At 43.0% G+C, this 16602-nt stretch carries 19 protein-coding genes, 5 tRNA genes and 1 riboswitch; of the genes, 4 read left to right on the forward strand and 20 right to left on the reverse strand.

Annotated elements, in window-relative coordinates; genetic code table 11:
• Nucleotides 1-411: 411 nt before the first annotated feature.
• From PS3_RS03520 to PS3_RS03535, 4 genes are all read right to left on the reverse strand, one after another.
• Nucleotides 412-1251, reverse strand: coding sequence for an SPFH domain-containing protein (locus PS3_RS03520; RefSeq protein WP_007122086.1), 840 nt, complete (start codon nucleotides 1249-1251; stop codon nucleotides 412-414).
• On the reverse strand, nucleotides 1251-1472 hold the full coding sequence (locus PS3_RS03525; protein ID WP_040468018.1) for a hypothetical protein: 222 nt from the start codon (nucleotides 1470-1472) through the stop codon (nucleotides 1251-1253). The genes PS3_RS03520 and PS3_RS03525 overlap by 1 nt, the downstream gene beginning before the upstream one ends.
• Before the next feature lie 84 nt (nucleotides 1473-1556).
• Nucleotides 1557-1844 (reverse strand): DUF2316 family protein, encoded by a 288-nt coding sequence (locus PS3_RS03530; protein ID WP_040468019.1) that lies wholly within the window; start codon nucleotides 1842-1844, stop codon nucleotides 1557-1559.
• Between the two features lie 22 nt (nucleotides 1845-1866).
• Nucleotides 1867-1940 (reverse strand) — tRNA-Pro (locus tag PS3_RS03535).
• 117 nt (nucleotides 1941-2057) lie between these two features.
• Here PS3_RS03535 and PS3_RS03540 point away from each other — a divergent pair.
• The gene (locus PS3_RS03540; RefSeq protein ID WP_040468020.1) at nucleotides 2058-2987 is read left to right on the forward strand and encodes a 3-hydroxyacyl-CoA dehydrogenase family protein; all 930 of its coding nucleotides are present in this window, start codon (nucleotides 2058-2060) and stop codon (nucleotides 2985-2987) included.
• A 69-nt stretch (nucleotides 2988-3056) separates the two neighbouring features.
• Here the strand turns inward: PS3_RS03540 and PS3_RS03545 are convergent, their stop codons facing one another.
• Nucleotides 3057-3617: a phosphoribosyltransferase family protein gene (locus tag PS3_RS03545; RefSeq protein WP_007122087.1), complete on the reverse strand. Its 561-nt coding sequence runs from the start codon at nucleotides 3615-3617 to the stop codon at nucleotides 3057-3059.
• A gap of 6 nt (nucleotides 3618-3623) precedes the next feature.
• The gene (locus PS3_RS03550; protein ID WP_100207282.1) at nucleotides 3624-4337 is read right to left on the reverse strand and encodes a PAS domain-containing protein; all 714 of its coding nucleotides are present in this window, start codon (nucleotides 4335-4337) and stop codon (nucleotides 3624-3626) included.
• A 261-nt stretch (nucleotides 4338-4598) separates the two neighbouring features.
• Between PS3_RS03550 and PS3_RS03555 the strand changes: the two genes are divergently transcribed.
• Nucleotides 4599-5510: a lysophospholipid acyltransferase family protein gene (locus PS3_RS03555; RefSeq protein WP_050950808.1), complete on the forward strand. Its 912-nt coding sequence runs from the start codon at nucleotides 4599-4601 to the stop codon at nucleotides 5508-5510.
• A 106-nt stretch (nucleotides 5511-5616) separates the two neighbouring features.
• On the opposite strand, the gene PS3_RS03560 is transcribed toward PS3_RS03555, so the two are convergent.
• The 8 genes from PS3_RS03560 to PS3_RS03595 form a co-directional block, all read right to left on the reverse strand.
• Nucleotides 5617-5690: transfer RNA gene (locus PS3_RS03560), tRNA-Arg, on the reverse strand.
• 9 nt (nucleotides 5691-5699) lie between these two features.
• Nucleotides 5700-5771, reverse strand: a tRNA-Gly gene (locus tag PS3_RS03565).
• Nucleotides 5772-5812: 41 nt separating this feature from the next.
• Entirely contained in the window at nucleotides 5813-6325 is a 513-nt protein-coding gene (locus tag PS3_RS03570; RefSeq protein ID WP_040468022.1) for a hypothetical protein, read from the reverse strand.
• Nucleotides 6326-6346: 21 nt separating this feature from the next.
• A complete protein-coding gene (locus tag PS3_RS03575) occupies nucleotides 6347-7084 on the reverse strand; it encodes a sulfite exporter TauE/SafE family protein (protein ID WP_007122089.1) in 738 nt (245 codons plus the stop codon).
• A gap of 83 nt (nucleotides 7085-7167) precedes the next feature.
• Nucleotides 7168-7250, reverse strand: a tRNA-Leu gene (locus PS3_RS03580).
• Nucleotides 7251-7259: 9 nt separating this feature from the next.
• Nucleotides 7260-7332, reverse strand: a tRNA-Val gene (locus PS3_RS03585).
• Nucleotides 7333-7378: 46 nt separating this feature from the next.
• The gene (locus PS3_RS03590) at nucleotides 7379-8887 is read right to left on the reverse strand and encodes an amino acid permease (RefSeq protein WP_007122090.1); all 1509 of its coding nucleotides are present in this window, start codon (nucleotides 8885-8887) and stop codon (nucleotides 7379-7381) included.
• Between the two features lie 63 nt (nucleotides 8888-8950).
• Nucleotides 8951-9119: riboswitch (Lysine riboswitch) on the reverse strand.
• 36 nt (nucleotides 9120-9155) lie between these two features.
• On the reverse strand, nucleotides 9156-9608 hold the full coding sequence (locus PS3_RS03595) for a GNAT family N-acetyltransferase (RefSeq protein ID WP_040468023.1): 453 nt from the start codon (nucleotides 9606-9608) through the stop codon (nucleotides 9156-9158).
• A 36-nt stretch (nucleotides 9609-9644) separates the two neighbouring features.
• Between PS3_RS03595 and PS3_RS03600 the strand changes: the two genes are divergently transcribed.
• A complete protein-coding gene (locus PS3_RS03600; RefSeq protein WP_007122091.1) occupies nucleotides 9645-10433 on the forward strand; it encodes a lp_1002 family arylesterase in 789 nt (262 codons plus the stop codon).
• On the opposite strand, the gene PS3_RS03605 is transcribed toward PS3_RS03600, so the two are convergent.
• The 4 genes from PS3_RS03605 to PS3_RS03620 all read right to left on the reverse strand — a co-directional run bounded on the left by PS3_RS03605 (nucleotide 10425) and on the right by PS3_RS03620 (nucleotide 13257).
• Nucleotides 10425-11198 carry an SDR family NAD(P)-dependent oxidoreductase gene (locus PS3_RS03605; RefSeq protein ID WP_007122092.1) on the reverse strand — a complete coding sequence of 258 codons (774 nt, stop codon included), beginning with the start codon at nucleotides 11196-11198 and terminating at the stop codon, nucleotides 10425-10427. The two genes, PS3_RS03600 and PS3_RS03605, sit on opposite strands and share 9 nt — an antisense overlap.
• Nucleotides 11199-11282: 84 nt before the next feature.
• Nucleotides 11283-11951 (reverse strand): phosphatase PAP2 family protein, encoded by a 669-nt coding sequence (locus PS3_RS03610; RefSeq protein WP_007122093.1) that lies wholly within the window; start codon nucleotides 11949-11951, stop codon nucleotides 11283-11285.
• Nucleotides 11952-11997: 46 nt separating this feature from the next.
• Nucleotides 11998-12498 carry a threonine/serine exporter family protein gene (locus PS3_RS03615; RefSeq protein ID WP_007122094.1) on the reverse strand — a complete coding sequence of 167 codons (501 nt, stop codon included), beginning with the start codon at nucleotides 12496-12498 and terminating at the stop codon, nucleotides 11998-12000.
• Between the two features lie 9 nt (nucleotides 12499-12507).
• Complete coding sequence (locus tag PS3_RS03620) at nucleotides 12508-13257, reverse strand: threonine/serine exporter family protein (RefSeq protein ID WP_007122095.1); 750 nt, start codon at nucleotides 13255-13257, stop codon at nucleotides 12508-12510.
• Between the two features lie 158 nt (nucleotides 13258-13415).
• Here PS3_RS03620 and PS3_RS03625 point away from each other — a divergent pair, with 158 nt between their 5' ends.
• Entirely contained in the window at nucleotides 13416-14309 is an 894-nt protein-coding gene (locus PS3_RS03625; protein ID WP_007122096.1) for a cation diffusion facilitator family transporter, read from the forward strand.
• A gap of 62 nt (nucleotides 14310-14371) precedes the next feature.
• On the opposite strand, the gene PS3_RS03630 is transcribed toward PS3_RS03625, so the two are convergent.
• Together PS3_RS03630 and PS3_RS03635 are read right to left on the reverse strand one after the other, a co-directional pair.
• Nucleotides 14372-15739 (reverse strand): APC family permease, encoded by a 1368-nt coding sequence (locus PS3_RS03630; protein ID WP_007122097.1) that lies wholly within the window; start codon nucleotides 15737-15739, stop codon nucleotides 14372-14374.
• A complete protein-coding gene (locus PS3_RS03635) occupies nucleotides 15736-16467 on the reverse strand; it encodes a gamma-glutamyl-gamma-aminobutyrate hydrolase family protein (RefSeq protein ID WP_007122098.1) in 732 nt (243 codons plus the stop codon). Before PS3_RS03635 ends, PS3_RS03630 begins: the two co-directional genes overlap by 4 nt.
• Between the last annotated feature and the right edge of the window lie 135 nt (nucleotides 16468-16602).

Here is a 16602-nt window from a genome sequence, read left to right on the forward strand (position 1 = left end):
AATAATCTACTCCTTCAAAAATATATTATTATTTATTCATGGCACAAAAAAGACGCCCCTTAATCAGTCCATCCTGATTAAGGGGCGTCAATCCGCGGTACCACCCTTAGGTCCAGGTACTATCACTAGTACCTACTTACTGTGTACGGCAAAAAATGCGATACACGCACACGATAATGGGTGTTCCCACCGGGCCTTGGTTGGCGCGGACTCAAAAGTGATTTTCAGTTCATGAAGATCTGATTCCCTCTCACCTAACGGAACTCGCTGACAGATTCATCAACCTACTCTTCTTTCTCATTGTGCTCGAATAATTAATCTATGGTTGGTATCTTAATCTAGCTATCATTAAATGTCAATAAAATTTAATAATTTTCTTAAAATAATTAAGTAACGAAGTTGTTTTACTTGCTATTCTCCCGTATTAATCACTGGTTGGGTCCCCCGTTCGGAGATAATCGCAACCATGATATTGTTAATAACTTGTAATTTTTGTTCATCGGTTAAGGACAAATTGGTCTCTTTAGCCAGGCGATCAATGGCGTCTTCAGTAATTTTAACCGCCCCTTCAACGATAATTTTCCGCGCTGAAAGAATCGCTGTTGATTGCTGTTTTTGGAGCATGGCCGCCGCGATTTCCGTTGCATAGGCCAGGTGCGTTAATCGCGTTTCGACGACTTCAACTCCGGCGACCCGCAATCGTTCCTGTAATTCTTGAGTTAAACGTTGCGAAACCTCAGTCGGATTTCCTCGTAAGGTTAGTTGATCATCGCCCTCCAATGTGTCATAGGGATATTCGCTGGCCACGTGTCGTACCGCCGATTCACTTTGAATTTCCACGAATTGTCCATAATCTTCCACCGCAAAGCGGGCTTGAGCTGTATCGACAACCTTATAAACCACAACGGCCGCAATTTCGACTGGATTCCCCATCATGTCGTTAACTTTAATCACGGCACTGTTGAAGTTATCAATCCGTAAGGAGACCTTTTGGTTCATCGTAAAAGGGATGGTCATAAATAACCCTGGCTCGCGAATCGTCCCCAAATAAGAGCCAAAAAAGGTTAAGACAACTGCTTCATTAGGCTGCACAATCACCAAACCTGATGACAAGATGAACGACAGGATGAATAAGATCACGGCCAAGACGATCGAACTAAAGAAGGCCCAAATTGACAAAGCCAATAAAATCAAGGCAATTAACAAGCCTGCATAACCGTTAATATGAAAAACATTCTTTTCCTTAATCATCATGAATTTCCTCCCAGTAATTCAAAATAGTTTTGTTTATTATACCAGACCCACTTAACAAGCAGTACCGCGGGATTGGTTGTCCAATGTGCGAAATTAACAGCTGGTGGTGCTATGGTCTCATAAGATACCAGTAATCTTAAAATTTCGATTAAGCGTGCCAAAATTAGATTAATCGCTCTTGATAAAATTGCTTGCTGGATATTATATCCATAATCCATTTCTATATCTCATGTAATACAAGTAATATAAAAAGCCATCATGATACGTTGTCAATTAACGTACATGATGACTTTTAATACCAGCTATTTTTCCCGCCAAGGCGTCCGATAAGCAAACCACCGATTAGCGGAATGGTTCGCAAGTTTCGACCATGGATAAACGGCTTGCCCAGACTGAACTAACATATCTTCAAGATAATCCCGAACCTGCCATACGTCCCCCGGTTGTGGGTGATCCATGATAAGGACTGCTTGGATTGCAGCTTTAGATAATTCAGTTTCTTGACTAACTCGATCCAGATCATATCCCAGACGACGAAAGTTTTCTTGGAGTTCTTGGCGGGTATTTTGAACTTCACGTGGTGTTAACATACAATCTCCTTCAAATAAAAAATCGGGAATACAAGATTCGAACTTGCGACCTCGTCGTCCCGAACGACGCGCTCTACCAAGCTGAGCTAATTCCCGATCAATAAAATTACAATTACTATTGTACGCTATTTTTTCTGTAATGGTGATAAAAATTTTTACACATCCCCATTTTATCCCAGTATCATATAGGTAAAAGGATTGGAGGATCAATTAATGAATAAGATTAACACAATTGCCTGTTTTGGTACCGGAACTATGGGAAGTGCCATCGCTGGTCAATTTGCAGCCGCCGGTTTTACCACGAACATCTTTTTATATCATCCTGACCAAAAAGCTCAAACCCACCAAAGGATCAGTGCGATCGTCAAATTATTAGCTGACCATCAACTAAGCGCAGGTTCTTATGACGAGGTGATTTCTAATCTTCATTATTATGATAATTATGCTGACACCCTTAAGCAGGCCAATTTCGTTACCGAATCCATTAGTGAAGATTTAGTTTTAAAACAAGAGCTTTGGCAAAAGATCGAAGCGGTCGCTGAAGACACGACCATTTTTTCTACTAATACGTCCGGCCTAAATCCCGATGACATCGCTAATAAGTTACAAAATCCGACGCGCTTTGTCGTCGCCCACTTTTGGAATCCAGCTCATTTAATGCCCTTGGTCGAAGTGGTACCAGCCTCGAATACTACTGAAGATACCGTTACAGCTACCGTTGATTTAATGAACCGTATTAACAAGCACCCCGTAGCCTTAAAGAAGGCCTCCTTAGGTTTCGTTGGCAATCGAATCCAAGCAGCTGTCTTACGCGAAGCATTAAACATTGTGGAACAAGGAATTGCCAGTCCCCAGGCCGTCGATGAAATCGTCAAATACAGTTTGGGGCGTCGCTGGAATTTAGTGGGACCGATTGCTAACGCTGATCTTGGTGGGCTTGACGTCTTTGATAACATTTCTAAGTATCTCTACGCTGATTTAGATAATCAAACTGGTGAAGATCCCCGCTTAAAAGCTAAAGTTGATCAACATGCCTTAGGTCTAAAGACTGGTCATGGCTTTTATGATTGGCAAGGTGATACCGGTCAACAATTGATTAAAAATCGTGATCAAGGCTTAATTAACGAACTCAAGCAAGATTGAGAATGAAGCTGGGGAAAAAGCAATCAGGGTGTGAAGAAATGTTAATTAGCATTTCTTCACACCCATTTTTTAATCTTTGATTCGTCCCCTAGAATCAAACAAGGGGAGAGATGCTAAATAGATAATGTCATTCCGCTGGGTCGCAGCACCTTCCGCTAAAATGGCCGCTTTTGCTACCACCTGACAGTCTACCCGAGCTAGTAGTTCTTCAGCAGCTTTTAATGAGCCCCCGGTTGAAATTACATCATCCAACAGTACGACCCGTTTACCACTTAACATTGCCGCATCCATTCCATCTAGGACCAATTGTTGTGGCTCACTAGTAGTGATGGATTCTACCGTAGTCACTACCGGCTCGGTCATGTAGGCCTTGATACTCTTTCGAATTACCACATACCGGTCCCGATTAGTTTGGCGAGTTAATTCATGAGCTAAGGGAATCCCTTTACTTTCCAAAGTCACCACGAAATCATAATCCAAGGTCAATTTTTCCTTCAACTGCCGGGCGGCTTCAACCGTTAGTTCAGTATCACCTAATAAAACAAACGAGGCAATCTGCGTGTTTTCATCAATTTTGACTAAAGGTAACTTTCGCTTAAATTTACCAATCGATATTTGATAGTCCATAATGACTCCCTAATTGGATGGATGACTAGCTGCATCTATATCTTTATCAGCTTGATGACGTTTCACATCTGCCGGGGTCTCTACAAAATCAGGTCGTTGCGCCTGGTCATCTGGGACCATTTTCAGACCATTCGTCCGACAATAGTACTCAGCTAATGGCTTGAGATCAACCACCCATTCAGCGATCCCCCGGAAATTACCCGCTTCGTCTTCAATCCGCTTATAACGGTTATAATGCATGATGGGCTCACCATGTCCTTTGGAGACCGGTGTCCATACTTCATCGCGACCATCCGCTTTGGTCCGTAACCCATACCAAACTTGCTTAGCATATTTACGCACATTACCAACATCGGGATGAACCTCATCCATATTATCGCCGACTTGTTCTGGACGGCGCCGCCCCATCATTTGATTGGGATCGTCGTATTGCCGGTTATACCACATTAATTGGTGATTATCGTCACAGTAGGTTAATTCCCCATAAACTTCTTTTAGTAACCAGTTCAATTGATTGACGGTTAACAAGCCGCGATCGAGGAGCACATAATCATCCCCTTGAGCAGCATGTACTTTCTGACTAGCTTTTTCCAGCCAATCATCGTCATGGGGATTAAGTCCATTCACCGTAAATTTTCCTTGACCTTTAGCCGCAAAGTCTTCCTTCGCCACTTCTGCTTGGTCAAGCTCGCCCAACCACCTTAAGCCATCATTTTCAGCCATTTAAATCACTCCTTTTCTTTTATTGTAACTAAAATTCCTTCATCATCGCTAGTCATAAATCGCTTGTGAAGAAATCCTTCGATTATGGTATGATGGTCAAAATATCAAAGATTATCACAAATTTTTACTATCACCCTATCCATAATTATCAGATATGAGACACTTTGGTCCAATTTGATGATTGTATCAAGCTAAAATATCTATAAAATTAAAGATAACCTAGCTTCACCGACCGATGATTGCAAAACCAGAGGAATTGAAATGTTTGAATCAAGTTATCAAGTTATTGAAAATATTCACCAGGCTGTTTTGGACCAAGACTTCCATGCCAAGGTTCAGGACAATGATGCCAGTCTCTCCAGTCAGGCAAGTAGCGACTTAATTGCCCAATACTGGAAATACAAGCAGACTCGGCGGGCCAAAATCCGAAACCACAACGTCCGGAAATTTATGGATCGCTATGCCATGAAACTAGTTCCTGCTGAAAATATTGAGGGCCTGGAGAAAATTACCGATCTTCATACCGGGGCTATTGTAACCAGTAACCACTTCAGCCCGCTCGAAAATTTGGCGGTTCGCTCAGCAGTCCGCCATGCCGGCTACCAGAATCTCTCCATTGTCAGCCAAGAAACGAATTTAATGGCTGCATACCCACTTCATTTTATCTTTTGGAATTATGATTTAATCCCGATTTCCTCTCAAGGGGGCGGTATGGAATATATGGGACGCGAATTTTCCCATCGACTCGAAACGACCTTAACCCAAGGCAATCCGATCCTAATCTATCCCGAACAGGAAATGTGGTATAACTATCGGAAACCTCGCCCATTACAACGAGGTGCTTACTACTATGCGGCTCGCTTTAATGTCCCGATCATTTCCTTATTTGTTGAAATTATTCAAGATGACGAATTAGCTAATGATGACTTTTATAAAACTCATTATCGGGTGCATGTCTTAGAACCGATTTCCCCTGATCCAGGGCAATCTATTAAGGCCAACTCCGTTCGAATGCAGGAATTGGACTATCAACAAAAATGTCAAGCCTACGAAAAAGTCTATCATCGTCCGCTCTCCTATCATTGGGAAGACACGGATATTGCTGGTTTACGACCACGGCGTCAGTCAGAAATTTCAACACCCGTTCCCGCACCTGATCGTTCCTTATCATAATTACTATTACATCGAGAGATCTATTGGTGATCTCTCTTTTAGTTTGCCAAAAAAGCTGGAAAGAAACATAATTGCTTCTTTCCAGCTTTACAATTTCTTAATGGGATGCACCTAGCAGGAGTCGAACCCGCAGCCTTCTGATTCGAAGTCAGACGCTCTATCCAGTTGCGCTATAGGTGCAAAATAAAAAGCGGAAGACGGGATTCGAACCCGCGACCCCCACCATGGCAAGGTGATGTTCTACCACTGAACTACTTCCGCGTTTGACTATACTTAGTATTCTATCATGATAACTAAGTTTGTCAATCCAGTTGACGACGATTAATTTGATCCGACCATCGATCAATCTGGTCTTCTAAATATGCAACTTCTTTGCTAAGTACTGCCTTCGTGGCCCGATGATTCTCTAAAATTCGCTGAGCCTTATCAAGCCAGCGGCGTTGCTTTTCTAAAGGCATGAGGCCAACTTCTTCAGCACGACTAAGTAGGGCCTGATAATTCGCGATTAGCCCTTTTAGTTGCTGATGAAGCGAATTAAGTTCAGCTTGACTTGCTTTTTTAGTCGTTTGACGCTTTTTGGTCGGTTTGACTATCAGGCGATCGATGCTTTGATGATTGGCTAGCGCACTTAACACTTTTATATCATCATTGGTTAAGGGCCAATCCTTCTGCCGACTTTCAATTAAACGGATCTTAAATTCGTAAGGAGCGTCGGGAATCTGATCATAAGCCAATTGAAATAGTCTTTCGGGGAAGGCCACCCCTTGGCGTTGTTTTCGGCGAATTTCAACTTGTTGTCCTTTGGTTAATTCCATCGTTTCTCCTTACTAGTATGCTTAAAATAGCGATTTTAAGCCAAAGAAAATTAACATCAAAGCGAGGACTACCCGCAAAATTTGCTCACTAATCGGGTAACGGTCAAGGTATTCTACAATAGTAGGGGCAAACAAGCCACCAATCACCGCTCCGATCATCAAAGGAACCCCTATGGACCAATCGACCATTCCTGAGGCCGCATGCACCAATGCTCCTAAACTACACATTCCGGCTAGAACATAGGATGAGGTGGCCGTAGCATCAAAAAGCGATTCACCCATCAGTAATAAACCAGCAATGATCGGGCCACCCCCACTGGATCCCGAAATACCAACCATTAGACCCCCGAGCAAACCATAGGACAAGGCCGCGATCTGCGGGTGTTGTAGCGATCGCTGCTGACCTCGTCTCATTAACATCTTAACCCCAAAATAAATCAAGAGCAGAGCAATAATCCAAGTGTATATTTTTTCAGGAATCCAAGGTGATAATAATAAACCTAAAATGACTCCTGGAATAGCAGCAAACAACATTTGATTTCCAATTTTAAAGTTAATCCGGTGATGACGCCAATAGCCAATCACACCAACATAAATTGATGGCAAAGCCGTAACCAGAGAAGTAGCAGCCGCCGTTACTGGCGAAAGGCCAAACAGTGCTGTCAAAACACCCAGATAAAAGGCGCCACCGCCACCGCCCATGGCAATGACGAAAGTACCGATTAAAACTCCGATAATCACTAATCCAAATACTTGCATTTAACCGCCCTCCCTGATGACTTTCGCAGAAATAAAAAAACTTGAGATAACCAATGGTTAAATCAAGCTCCTTAAACTATAAATGCGGATAAAGGGATTCGAACCCCCACGCCACAAGGACACAAGAACCTAAATCTTGCGCGTCTGCCAGTTCCGCCATATCCGCATGAATCGATGGAGGATACAGGGCTCGAACCTGTGACCCTCTGCTTGTAAGGCAGACGCTCTCCCAACTGAGCTAATCCTCCATATCGATAACTATTTTAGTTTATTATAGTTACCGATAATTGTCAATTAGTGATTTTGCCTTTCTCCAGTCGGCTCATCGGCTGGTTCAAAAGCTTCTCCTTTCGTACGCCGTGATAGATCGACCTTCTTTAAGGGGATCAATTTACTACCATATTTGACCTTGTAATAAATGTACAAGATGATAAAAATCGGCACCGTCATATAAGTAATGGCGATATTGGACCAATCCATATTGATGAAGGCATCAATATTCTGTCCACAAATGACGACTAAACACAAAACAAAGGCTAAAATTGGCCCTAAGGGGAATAAAGCCGCGTGATACTTTAATTCACTCAACTGGTGACCTTGGGCCATAAAGGCTCTTCGGAATCGCCAATGAGAAACGGCAATCCCGACCCAAGCAATAAAGCCGGACAATCCTGAAGCGCCAATCAAGTAGTTATAGGCTTCTGGACCGATAAATTGGGTTAACCAGACAAGAATTCCAATCACTAAGGTGGATAATAACCCATAAATTGGAATCCCACGCTTATCAATATAACCAAGGATCTTCCAAGCATAACCTTCCCGCGCTTGGGAATAAAGCATCCGCGAAGAAGCATACATCCACGAATTAGCTGATGAGAGCACTGCTACTAGAATCACAGCATTCATCACACTCGCTGCCGCTGCTAAACCGGCGCGCTTAAAGACCAGCGTAAAGGGACTAGTCACAATATCTTTAACGTCCGAACTCAACAAATTTGGGTTGGTGTATGGCAAAATGCAGGCAATGACAAAAATCGTACAAATATAGAATAAGAGAATTCGCCAGAAGGTAGAATGAATGGCCCGCGGCACACTCTTTTCTGGATCTGCTGATTCCCCAGCGGCAATCCCGACCATTTCGGTTCCCTGAAAAGAAAATCCAGCTACTAGGAAAACACTCAAAATTCCCGAAAAGCCATTTACAAACGGGGCCTTTTTATAAGTAAAGTTTTCTAAACCAACTGGTCCTTGACCACCCATAATCCCCAGGATAACTAGCACCCCGACAATTAAGAAAACAATTACCGTAACCACCTTCACTAGGGCCAACCAAAACTCGGTCTCCCCGTATGACTTCACTGACAACACGTTGATTAAAAAGATCAAAGCGAAAACAACCGCACTAAAAATCCATGATGGAATATGGGGGAACCAAAAGTTCATGACTAACCCCGCCGTAGTGACTTCTACCGGGACGGTGATAGCACAATTTAGCCAATAGTTCCAACCAAGGGCAAAACCCATGGCAGGACTCACAAATTTAGTTGCATAAGCCGCGAAAGAGCCACTCAACGGAATATAGGTGGCCATTTCGGCAAGGGAAGTCATCAAAAAGTAAACCATGATTCCCATTACGGCGTAGGCTACCAAAGCGCCCCCCGGTCCTGCCGTCGTGATTGCGGACCCACTGGCAATAAAAAGCCCGGTCCCAATTGATCCTCCCAAAGCGATCATTGATAAATGTCGCGATTGCAAAGATCGCTTAATTTCGCCACCTTGCTGGTGACTCGTGTCTGTTGCCATCAGATTTCCTCCTCGTTTTCGATACAAAAAAGTTCTTCCCGGGCACACCAGAAAGAACCTATCTTATCTAGAAGCGCTCCGTGTTTCCACGACAGTGAATCGCTTCTTCAACGATCCCCCAACGCCACTGGGGCAAACCAGTTTTGTTTCGGCACGGCACCCTTTCATCAATGCTCCAGCTTTTGCCAGCCTAACAATGATTACTGATGAGACATGCACCTCTTCGTTAACTATTTACTTTGATACATTAGTGATTATACACGCTTACTCACATTTTACAAGTCGACCACTTGATGATGCCAGCTTGTTTAGCAATTAAATGAAAGCCGTTTGCTTGCAAAACTGCTTGTGAAGCTAGGTTGTCATCCCGCGTATAAGCAACAATTAACTGGTTAGCATAGTGACCTAAAACTTGTTGTACCGCCTTCGTCATGATCCCCTGATTCCACCAAGGTCTTTCTAATAAATATCCTAATTCACGACCGGTATTAATCAGAAATAAGGCGATCAGCCCGATCAATTGTTTCCCCTTAAAAATTCCCCAGAGGACTTGTTGATTCAGCCAATTTTGAATTGCCCATCGCCGGGCAGCCGGATGCTCACTCAATTTTAATCCAGCGGCTTGGGCAAGCTGTCGATCGGCCAGCAGGTTTTCAATCTGATCAAGCTCACGGGCCTCTAATTGATGAATTTGAACTTGAGAACTTTCGTCCACTTGCATTATAATGCTCCTATTTAAACCACATGAGGTGACTGTATGGAAATTAAAGATTACCCGATTAATGAACACGCCCAATTAACGGCTTATTTGCAAAGTACTTATCCTGACCAAAAACTACCAGCGATCCTAATCGTCCCGGGTGGATCAATGACTCATATTCCCACTGAGTCATCCGAAAAAACCGCTTTACGTTTTAACGCGCTAGGGTTTCAGTCCTTGGTCCTCCGCTACACTTTTCTTAGTGAACAACAGCCCTTATTACCCCAACCAATTTTAGACTTAGCGGCGGCGGTAATCATGGTTAAAATGCATCGCGAAGAATGGCATTTAAATGATCAGTTAACCCTTCTTGGGTTCTCGGCGGGTGGACTGATCGTCTCATTATATAATGATTATTGGGACAGTACTTGGCTCACCAATCAGCTAGGTACGCACAGCGCTATCTTAAAGCCATCCAATGCCATTCTTGGTTATCCGGTGATTGACCTTGATCTAGGTTTTCCTAATGATGTTGATACCCTTCATCAATGGACGAATGACCCTGAATTTTATAGCGCCAGTCATCATGTCACGGACGCTAACGTCCCCACCTTTTTGTGGGCGATAATGGATGATCCATTGATTACCGTCCAAAACACGATCAATTACAGTTTAGCCCTTCACGCCCATCAAATCCCCCATGAGGTTCATCTTTTTCAGCACGGGCCTCATGGAATGACGATCGCTAACCCATTAGCAGCTAAACCAAACGAACCCGATCATGCCGATCCTCACGTAGCTCATTGGATCGATTTAGCTAACGAGTGGCTACAATCCTTAACGTAATAAATAGCCCCCATCAACTGGTAACATCACTCCAGTCACATAATCAGAAGCCGAACTGGCTAAAAAGATCATTGGGCCCATCAAATTTTCCGGAACGCCCCAATCGCCTGATGGAATATGAGCTTGAATCTCTGGACCGCGCACGGGGTCATCTTGTAAGGCTTTGGTCATGTCAGTTTTTATATAGCCTGGTGCCAAGCCATTGACTTGAATATGATATGGGGCTAAGGCATCCGCATAGGCCTTCGTTAATCCTAATACCCCATGCTTAGAAGCGGTGTAAGGGAAAATATACTTTCCTGCCCGATATGATTGCATCGACCCAATATTAATGATTTTTCCCGAGGATTGTTTAACCATCACTTTAGCGGCGGCATGCGACAAATGATAAAGTGCATTTAGATTGAGATTAATCACTTTATCCCAATCCTCATCTTTAAAGGCTAAAACATCGTTACGGATCTGGATTCCGGCATTATTAACTAATATATCTAAATGACCATACTGCTTAATAACCGCTTCGACAATCTGATCGGCACAATCAGTTTGACTAATGTCTTCTTGCAGAAAATTAACTTCTGATCCTAACTCGCTTACTTTACTTCTCAACTCATCCCAACCATCTCTTGATCGAGAAACCACAAAAATTTTCGCCCCATACATGGCAAGGGCAATTGAATAATATTTTCCTAACCCTTTGGCACCACCAGTGACCAAGGCTACCCGCCCATCAAGGCGAAAACTTGTTGAATTAAAGGACTCCATTAGTTCCACCTCCCAGTTGATCTTACGACCTGATTGTATCACGAAATGAAAGCTAACAAAAAAACCGCCATTTTGGCGGTTTTTTTAGATCCGTGAATTGTGGGTAAAATTCCAGTGCTGTAAAGTCGGTGCATATTTTACATAAGCCATTTCCATCACTTGAACCCAAGTGTAGGCTAATAACATAGCCCCAATCGTATCAGTTGGGTAGTGAGCATATAGGTAAACCCGTGAAATGGCTAACAGAATTACGAAAATCAAAGTTAAGGCAATCGTTAGATTTCGTTTTAACCGATTTTGAATCAAAGGTACCAGGATCAAAAGAATAATGGCGGCTACAATGAAAGTCCCTAAGACATGCCCACTCGGGAAACTGTAACCATCATCAGAAGCCAAGTGTTGCGATGGCCGTGCCCGTTGGATAATGTGTTTAACAATCCAGCCCAGGACATCTGCACCAAACAAGGTGACAACTGACCATACCGCCGGCACCTTAAACTTGAATCCCCATAACAGGAAGGCAATCACTAAGGTCCACAGAATGGTCATTTTCGGGCTACCAATGAAGCTGATAAATTTCATGATAAAAGTCATGAAACCCGATGCGTGGTTGCTGGTGAACAAAGTTTGCAATGCTGCATCGACGGTGCTCGGTAATAAGGTGCTCTTCCAAACCATTAGAGCAATGATGATGAAAAGAATTCCGGAAACATAAAAGCGTAGTTTCCGTCCATGATCTTGTTGGATTAACATTAAGTTTCTCTCTCGCTTTCTTGTCTATTGGGAAAATTATACCATATCAGTCTTTTTTCGGCGGGCGTTTTTTCGGTAATAATACCTGACTAAAGGGCCGCGGTCCCCGAATCCGTCGGCCGAAAATAGCGGCATTCAGCAAATCACCAATCCCAAAACCCAGTGACAAAGCTCCAGCAATGACAATGACTTGATAAAAATAAGTCATCGCTAAAGCATTATGACCCAAGACAAAATTACTGATCATCCGGTAGGATTGGCCCCCAGGCACAAAGTTAACTAGCGCCGGTACATTATAAATAATCATGGGTAATTTTTGCCGGCGGGCCAACAACATACTAGTAACCGAAATTAAAATGGCCCCAATCATGTTACTCATGGCTAGCCCTAAATGAAGTTGGAAATATAAAATGACATAGACTGCCCAGGATAAACAACCAATCAAGCCCGAAGGCAGATATGCTTTGACGGGGATATTTAACATCATCCCAAAGCAGATTGCTGCGATGAAGGCCATTGAACATTGAATTAATAAATTAGTTTGCATTAGCCACTCCTAAAAATAACGCAAAACGATGACAATCGCACAACCAATCGATGCTGCCGTCAATAAAGCTTCTAAAGCTCGTGAAGGGCCACTAATCAGATTTCCAGAAACAAAATCGCGGGCCGCATTCGTTAATGGAACCCCTGGTACCAGTGGCATAATGGAACCAACAATGGTGGCACTGGTATCATGAACCAAGCCTAACTTGCCTAATAAAACGGTACAGATCCCAATCACCAAGGCAGAACAAAATTCACTAATATACTTAATTTGGAAACGACCAAACAGCCGGAGAAAAGTCCAATAACCTAAGCCACCGATCACAAATCCATAGGCGATATCGCGAACATCTTCGGTAAAAATCACCATCAAAACGGCGCTTAAGATCGCTGCTGCTAAACATTGGAGCCATTCTGGTAAATTAGTTTGATCCCGATCAACTTCACTCAGTCGTTGATAGGTTTGCTGAAGACTTAGTTCTCCGGCCGAAAACTGCCGGGAAACACTATTCACTTGGGCAATTTTGCGCAAATTATTTTTTCGTACCCGAATATCGACGGCCTGAGCATTCGGTTGATGATCAGACGAGGCTACGATCCCAGTAACCGTTGTAAAAACCTGAAAGGATTTTAAGCCTGCCGCACTCCCCATACGATACATAGTGTCGTTCACACGATCCATATTCGATCCATTTTCGATCAAAATCTGGCCCGCTAAGATACAGGTCGTAATTGCAAGATTTCGTTCTTGATCTTCCATACGCTTCTCCCTCATATTCAATGAGTTAATTATCTGTAAAAGCAACCGAAATAACAAGCCCTTTCGGCGATTTAGCTTGTTTTTTCTTTAAAGGTCACATTTCCTTATCAGACCAGTTATTGTACAATATTTTCAAAAGCAAGATAAAGGGGATTTATATGCATCAACATCAGGTTTCGGGGAAGCGATTTGGCGGTGTCACCCTCCTTAATGCCATCATTACGGTGGTAGAAATTTTAGGTGGTATCTTTTCCGGTAGCCTTTCACTCCTTTCCGACGCAATGCATAACCTTAGCGATACAGTATCAATTGCGATTGGTTATGGAGCGCAAATCATTAGTCAACGGCCGGAAAATTCTAAGCGAACATACGGCTACCAACGGGCCCAAATTTTGGCCGCTCTTTTTAATGCCGCTTTATTAGTTTTGATCGCAGTCGTCTTAATCATTGAAGCCATTCAACGTTTCCAGCATCCCGAAAAAATTGACGGTCCATTAATGCTGGTAGTTGCTGTGATTGGGTTAATTGCCAACTTTGTATCAATGTTTCTTTTAAACGCGGGTAAAGACACTAGTTTAAACATCAAGGCTACTTATCTCCATTTACTCAGCGACACCTTATCATCAGTTGCCGTGATCATTGGGGCTCTCGTTCTGACCTTTACCGATGCCGAATGGGTGGATCCCCTTTTAACCATCATTGTCGCCCTTTATATCGCTTATGAAGCCTGGCCAATCATCAAAACCACTTTTAACATTTTGATGCAAACCTCACCCGCTGTAAATTATGATGAAATTGAGCGGGATCTGTTAGCCATTGATGGGATTTGTCACGTCCACCATCTGCATGCTTGGATGATTGATGAACACCACAATTCGATGTCACTTCATATTAATTGTAATGATATTCGACTAAGCGAAGCTGAACAATTGTACCAACAGGTTGATCAACTCCTGAAAGACAAGTATCAGATCGATCACGTTACGATCCAAGCCGAATGCTATCGGGGCCGCCATGAACGGTTATTTAATCCCGATAGCGACCAATTTTAACTCATTAAAAAAGACTGGGGCATCAGCTCCAGCCTTTTTAGTAGACCGCATAGGTCCTTTAGTTACTTACGTTCCCAACGCGCAAATAGGGCAAAGATAATCGGTAAGACCACAAAGCCACCGATCATTCCAGAAATCGCATACCAATTCAGGTGACCGTGGATCGAGAATTCACCGACCCAATCATATTCAAAGAGTAAGAAGGCCGTCAACAAGACCCCTAGCAGCGGAATTAATACATCCGTCCACCAGTTTTTCGGGGCATTTAAGATTGGTTGTTGATGCTTATCATAATAGTACCCAACCACCCCTATCGGAATGACAATAAATTCAAAAAAGCGAACCATGGCACTCATCAAAATTACCAAAGTAGTTTCATATAAGAATGACATTGGGATTAAGATGGCTAAAGCCACGGTGATGATATAAGCCACAATCGGGATTCCCTTGCGATTACGTTTCGCAATCCAATGTGGCATCTGACCTTCGTTGGCCATCGCTTCTAAAATTCGCGGTGAGTTGAAAGAGGCCGCTACATTGATCCCGAACATGGAGACTAAGGCCCCTAATAAAATGATGGTTTGCAAAATTCGATTAGAAAAGACAGCTGCCAAGGCCACGACTTGATTGGTTTTGACGATTGCCACCGGATTAATCATCATTGCCACCGAAATCGTCCCAATATAAATAATAGAAATAATGATAATTGCCAACGGAATTGCTCGAGGAAGATTCTTTTCCGGCTTAATCATATCTTCTGAACCGCTCGACACACTTTCAAAGCCAGTGAAGGCATAAAAAGCCGCCACCATGGCCATCACAAATGATGAAGTGGTAACTGATGGGATCAAACCACCATTGCCCGTCAAACGATTGATCTGACTAAAATTATTTTGACCAGTTACCAGAAGAATACTAACTCCGGCGATGATCAAAATCACCAAAGAGGTTAACTTGCCAATCGTTGATAGATTGTTCACCCAGGTAAAAAATTCTTCGCCCAAGAAGTTCACAATCGTAATGATGATCATCAAAATTACAAAACCGATGGACACGCTCCGAAAATCGTTGGGATTTCCGCCAAAAATCGATAAAGTTGACTTTATCACGCTTACTGCCATGACTCCCCAAGCTACTGAAGCCGAGAAATAACGCACCACGCCCATATAAAAACCAAATCGATCCCCAAAGGAAGCCTTGGCATAAGCATAGGCACCCCCACTTTTAGAAACGTATTTAGCGGCTGAAGCAAAGGAAATCGCTAAAACAATCGCGATTACTGCTGCCCCTAAATAGGCCAGGGGGGCTTTAGCGCCAACCATCGAAACTACTGATCCCGGGGTTAAAAAGATCCCAGATCCGATTATTGAATTAATGGCAAACAAAACAATGGACCAAAAGCCCAATTTTTTAATTGTTGTCTGTGTCATCTTCTCTCTCCTTGTGCTTGATTAATTAAGGCTTGAAATAAGCGATCCATCGTTTTTTCACGACGATACAACATTTCCGGATGCCACTGCACCCCAATTATCGCCTGTTGTGGACTTTCAAAACCTTCAATTACCCCATCTTCAGCCCAGGCGGTTGCCTGTAAATGTCGACCTAATCGGTGAATAGCTTGATGATGAAAGGAATTGATCGCTAGTTTGGTCTGGTCAAAAATATGAGCCAGTTTGGACCCGGTGTTAATTGAAATGGTTTGAGTAACCTGATCGGGATGATCATGATACAAATGTTGCAGTGATGTATGTTGTCGATACTTTAAATCTTGATATAAAGAACCACCATGAGCAACGTTAATAATTTGCGCACCCCGACAGATCCCTAAAATTGGTTTATTCGCCCGCTCAGCTAATTGGACCACTTGTAAATCAAACCAGTCCCGACTCGGCATCAGATCACCTGATTCCTGTGTCGTATTTTCATGATAATTGCGGGGATCAATATCATTCCCACCGGATAAAATGACCGCATCAACGGTGTTAATCTGCGATTTAATCACTTCTTCATTACTAGTCACCGGAATAATTACAGGAACTCCCCCATTAGCAATGACCGCTTGGACATAGTCTTCATTAACATAACTCCGGTGATAACCTTGAAAGGGTCCCGCATTCGTTAAGACTCCACCAGTAATGCCAATTATTGGTTTTACCATCTTCCATTTCTCCTTACTTTCAATAAAAAAGACACCACCATTTATACTGGCAGTGTCAAAGGAATTGGTTTAACTATGAGTTCAGATTTTGATTGAACGCAAATTAACCGACCGCTCTAACACGCCCTGGGTTAA

This window comes from Limosilactobacillus gastricus PS3 (assembly GCF_000247775.1).
In the GTDB taxonomy this organism is placed as follows: domain Bacteria; phylum Bacillota; class Bacilli; order Lactobacillales; family Lactobacillaceae; genus Limosilactobacillus; species Limosilactobacillus gastricus_A.

Excerpts from the sequence above, each read along its gene's own strand:
- PS3_RS03520 (WP_007122086.1), bottom strand. The coding sequence starts at position 1,251 with ATGATTAAGGAAAAGAATGTTTTTCATATTAACGGTTATGCAGGCTTG.
- PS3_RS03525 (WP_040468018.1), bottom strand. The coding sequence starts at position 1,472 with ATGGATTATGGATATAATATCCAGCAAGCAATTTTATCAAGAGCGATT.
- PS3_RS03530 (WP_040468019.1), bottom strand. The coding sequence starts at position 1,844 with ATGTTAACACCACGTGAAGTTCAAAATACCCGCCAAGAACTCCAAGAA.
- PS3_RS03540 (WP_040468020.1), top strand. The coding sequence starts at position 2,058 with ATGAATAAGATTAACACAATTGCCTGTTTTGGTACCGGAACTATGGGA.
- PS3_RS03550 (WP_100207282.1), bottom strand. The coding sequence starts at position 4,337 with ATGGCTGAAAATGATGGCTTAAGGTGGTTGGGCGAGCTTGACCAAGCA.
- PS3_RS03555 (WP_050950808.1), top strand. The coding sequence starts at position 4,599 with ATGTTTGAATCAAGTTATCAAGTTATTGAAAATATTCACCAGGCTGTT.
- PS3_RS03570 (WP_040468022.1), bottom strand. The coding sequence starts at position 6,325 with ATGGAATTAACCAAAGGACAACAAGTTGAAATTCGCCGAAAACAACGC.
- PS3_RS03575 (WP_007122089.1), bottom strand. The coding sequence starts at position 7,084 with ATGCAAGTATTTGGATTAGTGATTATCGGAGTTTTAATCGGTACTTTC.
- PS3_RS03590 (WP_007122090.1), bottom strand. The coding sequence starts at position 8,887 with ATGGCAACAGACACGAGTCACCAGCAAGGTGGCGAAATTAAGCGATCT.
- PS3_RS03595 (WP_040468023.1), bottom strand. The coding sequence starts at position 9,608 with ATGCAAGTGGACGAAAGTTCTCAAGTTCAAATTCATCAATTAGAGGCC.
- PS3_RS03600 (WP_007122091.1), top strand. The coding sequence starts at position 9,645 with ATGGAAATTAAAGATTACCCGATTAATGAACACGCCCAATTAACGGCT.
- PS3_RS03605 (WP_007122092.1), bottom strand. The coding sequence starts at position 11,198 with ATGGAGTCCTTTAATTCAACAAGTTTTCGCCTTGATGGGCGGGTAGCC.
- PS3_RS03610 (WP_007122093.1), bottom strand. The coding sequence starts at position 11,951 with ATGTTAATCCAACAAGATCATGGACGGAAACTACGCTTTTATGTTTCC.
- PS3_RS03615 (WP_007122094.1), bottom strand. The coding sequence starts at position 12,498 with ATGCAAACTAATTTATTAATTCAATGTTCAATGGCCTTCATCGCAGCA.
- PS3_RS03620 (WP_007122095.1), bottom strand. The coding sequence starts at position 13,257 with ATGGAAGATCAAGAACGAAATCTTGCAATTACGACCTGTATCTTAGCG.
- PS3_RS03625 (WP_007122096.1), top strand. The coding sequence starts at position 13,416 with ATGCATCAACATCAGGTTTCGGGGAAGCGATTTGGCGGTGTCACCCTC.
- PS3_RS03630 (WP_007122097.1), bottom strand. The coding sequence starts at position 15,739 with ATGACACAGACAACAATTAAAAAATTGGGCTTTTGGTCCATTGTTTTG.
- PS3_RS03635 (WP_007122098.1), bottom strand. The coding sequence starts at position 16,467 with ATGGTAAAACCAATAATTGGCATTACTGGTGGAGTCTTAACGAATGCG.